This is a genomic window from Oryzobacter faecalis (genome assembly GCF_046764005.1).
Lineage (GTDB): Bacteria > Actinomycetota > Actinomycetes > Actinomycetales > Dermatophilaceae > Oryzobacter > Oryzobacter faecalis.
On sequence record NZ_JBKOFW010000006.1, the window covers coordinates 75,861 to 88,773 of the forward strand.

13 protein-coding genes are annotated in these 12,913 nt (G+C 72.7%); 3 read left to right on the top strand and 10 right to left on the bottom strand.

The annotated features are described in order from the left end of the window. The first annotated feature begins 19 nt into the window (after positions 1–19). On the top strand, positions 20–1,156 hold the full coding sequence (locus ACK8HX_RS12660) for a DUF3866 family protein (RefSeq protein WP_411941067.1): 1,137 nt from the start codon (positions 20–22) through the stop codon (positions 1,154–1,156). Here ACK8HX_RS12660 and ACK8HX_RS12665 read toward each other — a convergent pair. The 7 genes from ACK8HX_RS12665 to dop form a co-directional block, all read right to left on the bottom strand. Then, positions 1,140–1,520: an FKBP-type peptidyl-prolyl cis-trans isomerase gene (locus ACK8HX_RS12665; RefSeq protein WP_411941068.1), complete on the bottom strand. Its 381-nt coding sequence runs from the start codon at positions 1,518–1,520 to the stop codon at positions 1,140–1,142. The genes ACK8HX_RS12660 and ACK8HX_RS12665 overlap by 17 nt on opposite strands. 43 nt (positions 1,521–1,563) lie before the next feature. Then, a complete protein-coding gene (locus ACK8HX_RS12670; protein WP_411941069.1) occupies positions 1,564–2,514 on the bottom strand; it encodes an FKBP-type peptidyl-prolyl cis-trans isomerase in 951 nt (316 codons plus the stop codon). Positions 2,515–2,633: 119 nt separating this feature from the next. Beyond that, a complete protein-coding gene (pafA, locus tag ACK8HX_RS12675; protein ID WP_411941070.1) occupies positions 2,634–4,013 on the bottom strand; it encodes a Pup--protein ligase in 1,380 nt (459 codons plus the stop codon). Further along, positions 4,010–4,819: a proteasome subunit alpha gene (gene prcA / locus ACK8HX_RS12680; protein WP_411941071.1), complete on the bottom strand. Its 810-nt coding sequence runs from the start codon at positions 4,817–4,819 to the stop codon at positions 4,010–4,012. Before prcA ends, pafA begins: the two co-directional genes overlap by 4 nt. Beyond that, positions 4,816–5,637 (bottom strand): proteasome subunit beta, encoded by an 822-nt coding sequence (gene prcB / locus ACK8HX_RS12685; RefSeq protein WP_411941072.1) that lies wholly within the window; start codon positions 5,635–5,637, stop codon positions 4,816–4,818. Before prcB ends, prcA begins: the two co-directional genes overlap by 4 nt. After that, positions 5,634–5,825, bottom strand: coding sequence for a ubiquitin-like protein Pup (locus ACK8HX_RS12690; protein WP_411941073.1), 192 nt, complete (start codon positions 5,823–5,825; stop codon positions 5,634–5,636). Before ACK8HX_RS12690 ends, prcB begins: the two co-directional genes overlap by 4 nt. 34 nt (positions 5,826–5,859) lie before the next feature. Beyond that, positions 5,860–7,389 (bottom strand): depupylase/deamidase Dop, encoded by a 1,530-nt coding sequence (gene dop / locus ACK8HX_RS12695; protein ID WP_411941074.1) that lies wholly within the window; start codon positions 7,387–7,389, stop codon positions 5,860–5,862. A 69-nt stretch (positions 7,390–7,458) separates the two neighbouring features. Here dop and ACK8HX_RS12700 point away from each other — a divergent pair, with 69 nt between their 5' ends. Then, entirely contained in the window at positions 7,459–8,451 is a 993-nt protein-coding gene (locus ACK8HX_RS12700) for a ribose-phosphate diphosphokinase (protein ID WP_411941075.1), read from the top strand. Next, positions 8,448–8,798: a DUF3054 domain-containing protein gene (locus ACK8HX_RS12705; RefSeq protein WP_411941076.1), complete on the top strand. Its 351-nt coding sequence runs from the start codon at positions 8,448–8,450 to the stop codon at positions 8,796–8,798. Before ACK8HX_RS12700 ends, ACK8HX_RS12705 begins: the two co-directional genes overlap by 4 nt. Positions 8,799–8,935: 137 nt before the next feature. Here the strand turns inward: ACK8HX_RS12705 and arc are convergent, their stop codons facing one another. The 3 genes from arc to ACK8HX_RS12720 all read right to left on the bottom strand — a co-directional run bounded on the left by arc (position 8,936) and on the right by ACK8HX_RS12720 (position 12,862). After that, positions 8,936–10,555 carry a proteasome ATPase gene (gene arc, locus ACK8HX_RS12710; RefSeq protein ID WP_411941254.1) on the bottom strand — a complete coding sequence of 540 codons (1,620 nt, stop codon included), beginning with the start codon at positions 10,553–10,555 and terminating at the stop codon, positions 8,936–8,938. Between the two features lie 157 nt (positions 10,556–10,712). Next, positions 10,713–11,738, bottom strand: a complete 1,026-nt coding sequence (locus ACK8HX_RS12715; RefSeq protein WP_411941077.1) for a tRNA (adenine-N1)-methyltransferase — start codon at positions 11,736–11,738, stop codon at positions 10,713–10,715. Between the two features lie 11 nt (positions 11,739–11,749). Beyond that, positions 11,750–12,862 (bottom strand): site-2 protease family protein, encoded by a 1,113-nt coding sequence (locus ACK8HX_RS12720; protein ID WP_411941078.1) that lies wholly within the window; start codon positions 12,860–12,862, stop codon positions 11,750–11,752. Positions 12,863–12,913 lie beyond the last annotated feature (51 nt).

Here is a 12,913-nt window from a genome sequence, read left to right on the forward strand (position 1 = left end):
GACGGATACGCTGCCGACCGTGATGCAGTGGCGTGCCGGGACCGTGGTGGCACAGCGGCGCAGCTGGCCGGGGGCCGTCGAGCTCGCGGTGACCCTCGACGGGCGGCCCGGCGAGGACGGCGACGCGGCATCCGTCCAGGTCAGGGCGCTGGCGTACACCGCGATGGTGGGGGTCCCGGCGAAGGGTGAGCGGGTCCTCCTCAACGCGTCAGCCCTGCTGCGCGGGCTGGGGACGGGCGGTCTGGCGTTCGTCGTCGCCCGCCCGGACGCCCTGCCCGCGGACCCCGAGCCCGGGGTGGGTCACATCGTCAAGGCGCGCTACACCCCGCTCCAGCAGATGCTCCTCGCGGTCGACGAGCAGGACAGCCCGCACCACCGCGTCCTCGCCGAGGCCGACGACCTCGCGGGCCTGCCGGTCGTCGTCGCCGACCTGCACTCGGCCCTGCCCGCCGTGCTCGCCGGCGTGCGGCACGTCGCGCCGGGCGCGACGGTCGCGTACGTCATGACCGACGGTGGGGCGCTGCCCGCCGCGTTCTCGCGGGCCGTCGCCGGGCTCACCGAGGCCGGCTGGCTCGCGGCCACGCTCACCGTCGGCCAGGCGTTCGGCGGCGATCACGAGGCCGTGACGACCCACACCGGCCTCCTCGCCGCCCGGCACGTCGTCGGGGCCGACGTCGTCGTCGTCGCGCAGGGGCCGGGAAACGTCGGCACCGGCACCCGCTGGGGCTACAGCGGCGTCGCCTGCGCCGACGCCCTCCACGCCGCTGACGTCCTCGGGGGGCACGGCATCGCCTCGCTGCGCGTGTCGGGGACCGACCGGCGCGAGCGGCACCTCGGCATCAGCCACCACAGCCGGACCGCTTACGGCCGGGCCCTGCTCACGCCCGCCGACGTGCCCGTCACCGCCCTCCCAGACGCCGGCCTCGACGCCCTCGTGCGGCGCCAGGTGGCCGACCTCCTCGCCTCCGCCCGCGCGACGCTCACGGCGGTCGAGGTGCCGTCCGACGGGCTGCTCGAGGCGCTGGCGACCTCGCCGGTCCCGCTGACGACGATGGGGCGGGGCCTCGAAGAGGATCCCGCCCCGTTCCTCGCGGCTGCCGCCGCGGGAGCTCACGCCGCAGCGTGCATCGATCCCGTGCTCAGCGCACGTCCATGAGGTCGACGACGAAGATCAGCGTCTCGCCGGGCTTGATGGCGCCACCGGCACCACGGTCGCCGTAGGCCAGCTGCGGCGGGATCGTCAGCTTGCGGCGGCCGCCGACCTTCATCCCGTCGATGCCGCGGTCCCAGCCCTGGATGACCTGGCCGACGCCGAGGCGGAAGTCGAGCGGGGTGCCGCGGTTCCAGGAGGCGTCGAACTCCTCGCCGGTGGAGTGGGCGACCCCCACGTAGTGCGCGGAGACGGTGCTGCCGGCGGTCGCCTCGGCGCCGTCACCGACGGTGATGTCCTCGATGACGAGGTCGGCGGGCGGGGCGTCGCCGGGGAAGTCGATCTCGGGGCGGGTGGGCTCGGTGCTCACGTGGTGCCTCTCTGTCGTGGGGTCGTGCTCGGTCCGGTGGGGGTCAGTACGCGGCGAGGATGTCGACGACGAAGACGAGGGTGTCGGTGCCCTTGATCTTCTCGCCCGAGCCGGCGGCGCCGTAGCCGTCGGCCGGCGGGATGACGAGGAGGACGCGGCTGCCGACCTCCTGGCCCTTGAGCCCGTTGTCCCACCCCTTGATGACCTGGCCCTGCCCGAGGGGGAACTCGAAGAACGGCTGCTCGGGGCGGCTGGCGCTGGAGTCGAAGACCTCGCCGTTGCGCCACAGCGCGCCCGTGTAGGCGACGCGGACCGTCTGGCCCGCCTCGACCGCCGCGCCCTTGCCCTCGATGAGCGGCTGCACGACGGTCTTCGTCGGGGCCTTGGCGCCCTCGGGCACGGTGATCGTCGCGGGCTTGCCCTCGTTCATCGTCACCGTGGGCAGCCCGGACTTCGGCGGGACGGCCGTGCCCTCGGCCTGGTCGAGGATCTTCGAGGCCGACACGAGCTCGACGACGAAGACGACCGGGTCGTCCTTCTTGATGCCGAGCTGCTCGTTGCCCTGGTCGCCGAACGCGTCCTTCGGGGTCGAGGTGATGAGGACGCGGCTGCCGACCTTCTTGCCGGGCAGCTGGCTGCGGAAGGAGGCGAAGAGGCGCTGGTCACCGAGGTCGAGGCTGACGGCCTCGCTCTCCCAGGTGTTGTCGAGGACCTTGCCGTCGCGGCCGTTGACGATCATCGCGTGGATCGAGACGAGGTCGTCCTTCGCCACCGCGGCACCGTCGCCCTCGGAGACGACCTTCGACTCCGTGCGGGTCACCTTCAGGGGGCTGTCGACCGTCACGGTCGGGGCCTTCTTCGGGTCGGTGCCCTGCACCTGGACGGCGCTCAGGGCCGCCGAACCGGTGCTCGCGGTCTCCTCGCCGCAGCCGCTCAGGACGAGGGCGCCGGCGAGGACGGAGGCGGACAGGGCGGTGGTGAGGCGACGGGGCACGGTGAACCTTCGGTCGGAGACGGCGGCGGGTCGGCGGACGACAGCCATCCACGATAACCGCGGACCCCGGGAGAACCTGAATCGCCGCCTGTGCGTGGGCTGGACGTCCGGGGCGCCGGCTACGCGCCCATGCCCTCGATGAGCCGGTCGACGCGGGGGTCCGAGGCGAGGAACGGGTCCTTGCACAGGACGGTGCGCTGGGCCTGGTCGTTGAGCTTGAGGTGCACCCAGTCGACGGTGAAGTCGCGGCGGTGCTCCTGCGCGGCGCGGATGAAGTCGCCGCGCAGCTTGGCGCGGGTCGTGGCCGGCGGGCGAACCTTGGCCTCGAACACCTCGGGGTCGGAGACGACGCGCGCGACCCGTCCTCGACGCTGGAGCAGGTAGAACAGCCCCCGGCTGCGGTCGATGTCGTGGTAGGCGAGGTCGATCTGGGCCAGCCGTGGGTGGTCGAGGTCGAGCCCGTGCCGGCTCGCGTAGTCGTCGAGCAGGCGGTACTTGATGATCCAGTCGATCTCGGTGCCGACGAGCCCGAGGTCGCCGGTCTCCACCGCGGTCAGCGTGCGGTCCCAGAGGTCGAGGACCCGGCCGTGCAGCGCGTCGGAGGCACCGTCGCGCTCGACGAAGTCGACGGCCTTCGCGTGGTACTCGCGCTGGAGGTCGAGCGCGCTCAGCTGGCGGCCGTTGGCGAGGCGCACCGTGCGCCGCCCCGTCGTGTCGTGGGAGATCTCGCGGATGGCGCGGATCGGGTTCTCGAGGGTGAGGTCGCGCATGACGATCCCCGCCTCGATCATCCGCAGCACGAGGTCGCACGAGCCGACCTTGAGCATCGTCGTCGCCTCGCTCATGTTGGAGTCCCCGACGATGACGTGGAGGCGGCGGTAGTGCTCGGCGTCGGCGTGCGGCTCGTCGCGGGTGTTGATGATCGGCCGGCTGCGGGTGGTCGCGGACGACACGCCCTCCCAGATGTGGTCGGCGCGCTGGCTGACCGCGTACGTGGCGCCCTTCGACGTCGCGACGAGCTTGCCCGCGCCGCAGGTGATCTGGCGGCTGATGAGGAAGGGCAGCAGGGTGTCGGAGATCGCCTGGAACTCCCCGGCGCGGGTCACGAGGTAGTTCTCGTGGCAGCCGTACGAGTTGCCGGCGGAGTCGGTGTTGTTCTTGAAGACGTAGATGTCGCCGGCGACGCCGTCCTCGCGCAGCCGCTGCTGGGCGTCGACGACGAGGCCCTCGATGATCCGCTCCCCCGCGCGGTCGTGCGCGACGACCTGGCGGACCGAGTCGCACTCGGCGGTCGCGTACTCGGGGTGGCTCCCGACGTCGAGGTAGAGGCGCGAGCCGTTGGTGAGGAAGACGTTGCTCGACCGGCCCCAGGCGACGACCTTGCGGAACAGGTAGCGGGCGACCTCGTCGGGGGTCAGCGTGCGCTGGCCACCCGTGGAGCAGGTGATGCCGTACTCGTTCTCGATCCCGAAGATGCGCCGCCCGCCGGGGGTCCTCACGCCTGGGTGCCGTCCTGCTCGGGCCGCTGGGTCTGCGGGTTCGACGTCGCGTCACGGGCCGAGGTGCCGGTCTCGTCGACGGGCGGGGCGTCGCTCGTGGGGTCCTCGGCGGACAGCAGGCGCTCGAGGAGCGAGCCGGTGATCCGCCGGAAGGTGCGTCGCGGCCGGTTGCGGTCGAGGACGGCGACCTCGAGCTGCTCGGCGGTCAGCTCGCGCGCCGGACCGCCGCCCGGGTCGGTGCCGAGCAGCTCGACGGCCAGGCCCAGGGCGTCGGAGAGGTGCATCCCCTCGCGCCAGCGTTCGGTGAGCCCGGCCTCGATCTGCTCGGCTCCCCCGCCCATCGCGACGAAGCCGTGCTCGTCGGCCACCGAGCCGTCGTACGTGAGCCGGTACACCTGGTCGGTCGCGGGGCTGGAGCCGACCTCGGCGACGACGATCTCGACCTCGTACGGCTTGGACTCCTGGGTGAACACCGTGCCGAGCGTCTGCGCGTAGGCGTTGGCCAGCCCCCGGGCGGTGACGTCGGACCGGTCGTAGGAGTAGCCGCGCAGGTCGGCGTAGCGCACGCCGGCCACCCGGAGGTTCTCGAACTCGTTGTACTTGCCGACCGCCGCGAAGGCGATGCGGTCGTAGATCTCGGAGACCTTGTGCAGCGCCCGGCTGGGGTTCTCGGCGACGAAGGCGATCCCGTTGTCGTAGGCGAGGACGACGACCGACCGGCCACGGGCGATCCCCTTGCGCGCGAAGTCGGCCCGGTCCTTCATCAGCTGCTCGGGCGAGACGTAGAACGGCATGCCGGCACTCATCGGGCACCTCCCGGGTTGCCGGCGCGCGACGCGACGATGGCCTCGACGACGGGGGCGACCTCGGCGTCCTCGACGAACCGGGCGCCGTTGTCGTCGACGATCCCGACCGTGGGCCAGATGCGGCGTCCGAGGTCGGGACCGCCCGTGGCGGAGTCGTCGTCGGCGGCGTCGTAGAGGGCCTCGACGGCGGTGCGCACGGCGTCGTCGAGGGTGCCGCCGCGCCGGTAGAGCTTCTTGAGCGCGCCGCGGGCGAAGAGGGACCCGGACCCGACGCTGTGGTGGTCGTGCTCCTCGTAGCAGCCGCCGGTGACGTCGTAGGAGAAGATCCGCCCGCGCCCGTCCTCGACGTCGTAGCCGGCGAACATCGGCACGACCGACAGGCCCTGCATCGCCATGCCGAGGTTGCCCCGGATCATCGAGGCCAGGCGGTTGGCCTTGCCCTCGAGGGACATGAGCGTGCCCTCGATCTTCTCGTAGTGCTCGAGCTCGACCTGGAACAGCCGCACGAGCTCGATGGCGAGGCCGGCCGTGCCCGCGATGCCGACGAGGCTGTACTCGTCGGTGGCGAACACCTTCTCCATGTCGCGGTTGGCGATGAGGTTGCCCATCGTCGCGCGTCGGTCGCCGGCCATGACGACCCCGCCGTCCCACGTGAGGGCGACGATCGTCGTGCCGTGCGGGGCCTCGAGGACGCCGCCGGCGGGGAGTGCCCGGTGCGAGGGCAGCAGCGCCGGGGCCTGGGCCGAGAGGAACTCGGTGAACGAGGACGACCCCGGCACGAGATAGGCGCCCGGGAGGCGCGCGCCGTCGGCCGTCACTGGCCGCCCTTCTGGACGAACCCACGGACGAACTCCTCGGCGTTGGACTCGAGGACGCCGTCGATCTCGTCGAGGATGTCGTCGATCTCGCTCGCCTGCACCTGGGGCGCGGCGGCCGCGGGCTCGGGGGCGTCGTCGGGCCCGCCGTCGTCGCGGCGCTGCGGCCTCACCTGCTCCTGACCGGCCATGCTGACCCCTCCTCGGGTTCGACTGCCTCCGAGCCTAGTCGGAGTCGCTGTCACCCGTGGCAGCGAGGGCTCGAAGGAGCGAGGCGGCGTCGGGAGCGGACCGCACGAGGTCGCCGATGCCCGCCTCGGTGCCCTTGAGCGGCTCGAGCATCGGCACCCGCTGGAGGGTCCGCTGCCCGGCCACGTCGAAGATCACCGAGTCCCAGGAGGCCGCGACGACGTCGTCGGCGAACCGGCGCAGGCACTCGCCGCGGAACCAGGCCCGCGTGTCCGTGGGCGGGTGGTCGACCGCGTGCTCGACGGTGGCCTCGTCGACGAGCACCTCGACCCGGCCGGTGGCGGCCAGGCGGTGGGCGAGGCCGCGGTCGGCCCGCACGTCGGACCACTGGAGGTCGACCGCCTTGAGCCGCGGGTCGCCCCAGCCGAGGCCGTCGCGCTCGCGGTAGCCCTCGAGGACGGCGAGCTTGGCGACCCAGTCGACCTCGCGCCGTGCCTCCATCGGGTCGCGGGCCAGCTTGTCGGTGACGGTCCCCCACCAGTGCAGGACCTCGACCGTGTCGACGTCGGGCTCGCCGCCGGAGACCTGGTGGGCCCAGGCGCTCGCGCGGTCGAAGTACTCGGTGAGCAGCTCGAGCGCCGTCATCCGCCGCCCGTCGACGAGCTCGACCTTGGTCTGGAGGCTGATGTCGTGGGAGACGTCGTGGAGGGTCGCGACGGGCCGGCGCACGGAGAGGTCGTCACGCAGGGCGTCGGCCTCGATCATCCCGAGGACGAGGCTGGTGGCCCCCATCTTCAGCAGGTTCGCGACGTCGCAGTGGTTGGCGTCGCCGAGGATGACGTGGAGGCGCCGGTACCGGTCGGCGACGGCGTGCGGCTCGTCCCGCGTGTTGACGATGGGTCGCTTGAGGGTGGTCTCGAGCCCGACCTCGACCTCGAAGAAGTCGCTGCGCTGTGCCAGCTGGTAGCCGGGGGTCCGCGAGTCGACCCCGATGCCGACGCGCCCCGAGCCGCACATGACCTGCCGGACGACGAGGAACGGGGTGAGGTGCCTGACGATGCTGGAGAACGGGGTCGAGCGCGCCATGAGGTAGTTCTCGTGGGTGCCGTAGGAGACCCCCTTGCCGTCGGCGTTGTTCTTGTAGAGGTTGACGCCGGGCGGCACGGTCGCGAGCCGGGCGACGGCCTCGCGCATCACGAGCTCGCCGGCGCGGTCCCAGGTGACGGCGTCGCGGGGGTTGGTGACCTCGGGCGAGCTGTACTCGGGGTGGGCGTGGTCGACGTAGAGCCGCGCCCCGTTCGTGAGGACGACGTTGGCGAGGGTGGGGTCCTCGACGTCGGTGAGCTGGCTCGGGTGCGCGACCCCGCGGCCCATGTCGAAGCCGCGGGCGTCGCGCAGGGGTGCCTCGTCGGCGTAGTCCCAGCTGGCCCGGGCGGGGCGGATGCCGCGTGAGGCCGCGTACGCGGTGACGACGTCGCCGGACGCGACCATCGGGTTGGCACCGGGGTCGCCGGGCACGACGATCCCGTACTCGGTCTCGATCCCCATCACGCGGCGCACCGTCATGGCTCGACGATACTTTCCGCCGGTCCCCGCGGCGGCGGCGGCGCCCTGGCCGGCCGTTAGGCTGGCCGCATGCGCGAGGTCGTCGTCTTCAGCGGGTCGGCCCACCAGCGCCTCGCGCACGCGATCTGCGACGAGCTCGAGGTGCCGCTCTCCGAGACCCTGGTGACCCGGTTCAGCAACGACTGCCTGCAGGCGCAGCTGCTCGCCAACTGCCGCCAGCGCGACGTCTACCTCGTCCAGCCGCTCGTCCCGCCGACGCAGGACTCGCTCATGGAGCTGCTGCTGATGATCGACGCGGCGCGCGGCGCGTCGGCCGCCATGGTGACGGCCGTCATCCCGCACTTCGCCTACGCGCGCTCGGACAAGAAGGACGCCTCCCGCATCTCGCTCGGGGGGCGTCTCGTCGCCGACCTCATCGCGACCGCCGGCGCCGACCGCGTCATCACGATGAACCTCCACGCGCCCCAGGTCCACGGCTTCTTCTCGGTGCCCGTCGACCACCTCACCGCCCTCGGGGTGCTCGCGGACCACTTCCGCGAGCAGGACCTCGAGGACACCGTCGTGGTCTCCCCCGACCTCGGCAACGCCAAGGACGCGACCCAGTTCTCGCGCCTGCTCGGGCTCCCGGTGGCCGCGGGGTCGAAGAAGCGGCTGAGCGACGACCGCGTCGTCATCGACTCCATCGTCGGCGACGTGTCCGGCAAGCGGGCGATCGTCCTCGACGACGAGATCGCGACCGGCGGCAGCATCGTCGAGCTCCTCGACCGCCTCGCCGACCGGGGCGTCACCGAGGCCTCCGTGGCGTGCACGCACGGGCTGTTCGCCGGCCGGGCCGTCGAGCGCCTGCAGGCCCACCCGATGATCCGCGAGGTCGTGACCACCGACACCGTGCCCGCGCCGTCGGGGTGGCCCGAGCTGCGGGTGCGGTCGGTGGCCGGGCTCTTCGCCGAGGCGATCAAGCGCATCCACGCCGGTGAGTCGGTGTCCTCGCTCTTCGACGGGGTCGACCCCATGCACGCACCGCCGCGGCAGCACTCGCTGTTCGACCGGGTGCGCTCGTGAGCCGGGTCCTCCCCGGTCTGCTCGACGTCCTTCTCGTCGTGGCGTTCGCCGCGCTCGGGCGTCGCTCGCACGCCGACGGTGTGGACGTCGCCGGCGTGCTGCGCACGGCCGGGCCCTTCGTCGTCGGGACCGCCGCGGGGTGGCTGCTCGCGTCGGTGACACTCGAGGCGGGGCCACGATCCCTGGCGTTCGGCGCGGTCGTCGTGGCGGCCACCGTCGTCGTCGGGATGGCGCTGCGCCGTGTGGCCGCGCAGGGCACCGCGCCCTCCTTCGTCGTGGTGGCCACGCTCGTGCTCGCGGCCCTCCTCCTCGGCTGGCGCCTCGTGGCGCACCTCCTGCCGGCCTGAGCCACCTCCCGCGGTGGTGGCGGCAGCCCCACGCCGTCCTCGGGGTGGACGCTCGTGCCCCAGCGGCAGAGGGTTCCGGACCGTGCCCGACCGCATGACACCGAACGCCGTCGGGCGTGCCGTCGGGCGCCCTGGGCTCAGAGGTACTGGCCGGTGTTGGCGACGGTGTTGATCGACTTGCCCGGCTCGGTGCCCTCCTTGGTCTTGATGAGCGTGCGGATGTAGACGATCCGCTCGCCCTTCTTCCCGGAGATGCGGGCCCAGTCGTCGGGGTTCGTCGTGTTCGGCAGGTCCTCGTTCTCGCGGAACTCGTCGGTGCACGACTGGAGCAGGTGCTCGACGCGCAGGCCGCGCTGGCCGGTGTCGAGGAGGTCCTTGATCGCCATCTTCTTCGCGCGGTCGACGATGTTCTGGATCATCGCGCCCGAGTTGAAGTCCTTGAAGTAGAGGATCTCCTTGTCGCCGCCGGCGTAGGTGACCTCGAGGAAGCGGTTCTCCTCCTCCTCGGAGTACATCCGCAGCACGGTGGCGTCGATCATCGCCTGGAGGGTGGTCTCCTCGGACCCGCCGTTCTGCTCGACGTCGTCGGGGTGCAGCGGCAGCCCGGAGATGAGGTACTTGGCGAAGATGTCGCGGGCGGCCTCGGCGTCGGGGCGCTCGATCTTGATCTTCACGTCGAGGCGACCGGGGCGCAGGATGGCCGGGTCGATCATGTCCTCGCGGTTCGAGGCGCCGATGACGATGACGTTCTCGAGCCCCTCGACGCCGTCGATCTCGGCGAGCAGCTGCGGGACGATCGTCGTCTCGACGTCGCTCGACACCCCGGAGCCGCGGGTGCGGAACAGCGACTCCATCTCGTCGAAGAACACGACGACGGGGTAGCCCTCGTTCGACTTCTCGCGGGCCCGCTGGAAGATCAGCCGGATGTGCCGCTCGGTCTCGCCGACGTACTTGTTGAGCAGCTCGGGGCCCTTGATGTTGAGGAAGTAGGACTTCCCGGGCTCGCGGCCCTCCTTCTCGGCGACCTTGCGGGCGAGCGAGGCCGCGACCGCCTTGGCGATCATCGTCTTGCCGCAGCCGGGAGGGCCGTAGAGCAGCACGCCCTTGGGCGGCTTGAGCTGGTGCTCGACGTAGAGGTCGGCGTGGAGGTACGGCAGCTCGACGGCGTCGCGGATGGCCTCGATCTGGCCGGTGAGGCCGCCGATGTCGGAGTAGTCGATGTCCGGGACCTCCTCGAGGACGAGGTCGGCGACCTCGGCCTTGGGGATCCGCTCGAAGACGAACCCGGAGCGCGACTCCAGCAGCAGGGCGTCGCCGGCGCGGATCGTCTCGTCGCGCAGCGAGGCGGCGACGCGGCAGACGCGCTCCTCGTCGGCCTGGGCCACGACGAGGACGCGGCCGTCGTCGAGGACCTCCTTGCACAGGACGACCTCGCCGACGGTCTCGTAGCCGTGGGCCGCGACGACGTTCATCGCCTCGTTGAGCATGACCTCGCGGCCGGGGACGAGGTCGCCCTCCTCGAGGGAGGGGCTGACGGCGACGTGCATCTTGCGCCCGCTCGTGAGGACGTCGGCGGTGCCGTCCTCGAAGGTCTCGATGACGATGCCGTACGCGGCCGGCGGCTGGGCGAGGCGGTCGACCTCGGACTTGAGCGTGACGATCTGCTCGCGGGCGTCGCGCAGCGTGCGGACGAGCCGCTCGTTCTGCGCGGAGAGCGTCGCTGACTGCGAGCGCAGCTGGGCGAGGTCGCGCTCCATGGCCCGCAGCTGGGCCGGGGTGGCCTGCCCGCGCGAGCGCAGCGCGGCGATCTCGGCCTCGAGCGACTCGCGCTCGGCCTCCAGACGCTCGCGGTCACCCGGGCTGGTGCTCCGGGACTGGTCGTCGGTGCTCATGCTCGACGATAACTCTCCGCGGTCAGGCCTGCGTGGAGGTATCAGTGACCGGTCGGCCGGTGTCGGCCACCGAACGGCGGACCTTGCGGACCCGCTTCTCCGACGGCACCCGCTCCCCGACCGCCTCCGAGGTCCAGTCGGCGTCGGTCGCGTCCTCCCCCGTGACGTACCCGCGACCGGGGCGGCGCTTGCGCAGCGGCGGGGTGACGCCGGGCGCGAGGCGCCGGGTGGTGATGAGGAAGCCGGTGTGTCCGTGCATCCGGTGCTGGGGTCGGACGGCGAGGCCCTCGAGGTGCCAGCCGCGCACGAGCGACTCCCATGCCTGGGGCTCGGTGAAGGTGTTGTGGTCGCGCATCGCCTCGGCGACCTTCGACAGCTGGGTCGCGGTGGCGACGTAGCAGATGAGGACGCCGCCGGGCGCCAGGGCCTCGGCGACGACGTCGAGGCACTCCCAGGGGGCGAGCATGTCGAGGACGACGCGGTCGACGGTTCCCGCGGGCACCGCGGCCGGCAGCGCCTCGACGAGGTCGCCGACGGTGACCGTCCACGACGGGTGGTCGGTGCCGAAGTAGTCACGGGCGTTGGCCCGGGCGATGTCGGCGAAGTCCTCGCGGCGCTCGAAGGAGTGGACCGTGCCCGTCTCCCCCACCGCGCGCAGCAGGGACATCGAGAGGGCGCCGGACCCGACGCCGGCCTCGATGACGTGCGCGCCCGGGAAGATGTCGGCCATGGTGACGATCTGGCCGGCGTCCTTGGGGTAGACGACGGCGGCGCCGCGGGGCATCGACATGACGTAGTCCGACAGCAGGGGACGCAGGGCGAGGTACTCGACGCCCGCCGTGTTCGTCACGGTGGAGCCGTCGGGGCGGCCGATGAGGTCGTCGTGGGCGAGGTAGCCGCGGTGCGTGTGGAACTGCTTGCCGGGGGCGAGCGCGATCGTGTGCATCCGGCCCTTGGGGTCGGTGAGCTGGACGCGCTCGCCCGCGGTGAAGGGGCCCCGCCGGAGGGCGGAGCCGGTGGCGGCGGGGACGCCGTCGGCGGAGGTCATGACGCAGGAGTCTAGGTGCGGCGCAGGGCCGCCTCCGCGGCGGCGTTGAAGCGCTCGGCCGTGACGACGCCCAGCAGGGTCCCGTGGCGGGTGACGGCGACGAGGGGCTGCCGGGTGACGGCCAGCGCGCGCACCACCTCGGCCGTGCCGCTGCCCTCGCCGACCTCGACGACGCAGCCGTCGGGCAGCCGCTGGACGAGGGAGGACAGGCGGGTGGCCGGCGGCAGGCTCGACAGCTCGGGAGCGCCGGGTCCGGGGAGGGGCAGGAGCAGGGTGGGCCGGCCCTGCTCGTCGGTGGCGAGGACGCGGCCCCGGGTCGGCGGCAGCTCGCCGACGCTCGTGTGCGCGGGGACGACCACGGCCTCCTCGAGGACGTCGTCGAGGCGCACGACGGTGACGAGCCGCTCGTAGGGCGCGCGGGCGATGGCCGCCGAGGCGCCGGACCACAGGATCCACGCCATGACGACCGAGAGGACGACCGAGACGACGTCGGGCTCGGCGCCCGTGGCGAACGGCCTGATGCCGAACCAGCCGAGGACACCGAGCGCCAGCACCCGGCCGGTCCACCCGGCGACGAGGAGGCCCCGGTCGCGGCGGCCGGTCACGACCCAGACGAGGGAGTCGACGAGCTGGCCGCCGTCGAGCGGCAGCCCGGGCAGCAGGTTGAAGGCGGCGAGCAGGAGGTTGAGGAAGAGGAAGGACCACGCGAACTCCGACGCCGGCCACGGGAGACCGACGTACGCGACCCACCCGAGCGCGGCGAGGAGGAGGTTCGCGAGCGGTCCCGCGACCGCGACGGCGGCCGACCGGCCGGGGGTGCTGCCCGTGCCGTCGAAGGAGGTGTGCCCACCCCACAGGGTGGCGACGATGCGGTGCACGCGGTACCCGAGCAGGCGCGCGGTGAGGGCGTGCGCGACCTCGTGGCCGAGCACGGCGAGCAGGATGCCGACGACGAGCCAGGCCGCGTACGCGATCGCCACGCCCGTGCCGAGCCCCTCGCCGGCACTCCACCCGGTCCAGGCGATGAACAGCGCGAGGAGCAGCCACGTGCGGTCGAGGTAGACCGGCACCCCGGCGACCCGAGCGACCCGCAGGGCCCCGGCCGGGGGGTTCTCGTCGGACATGGCACGGACCCTACGGGAGCGAGGCGGCATACTTTCTCACCGTCCCCCGCT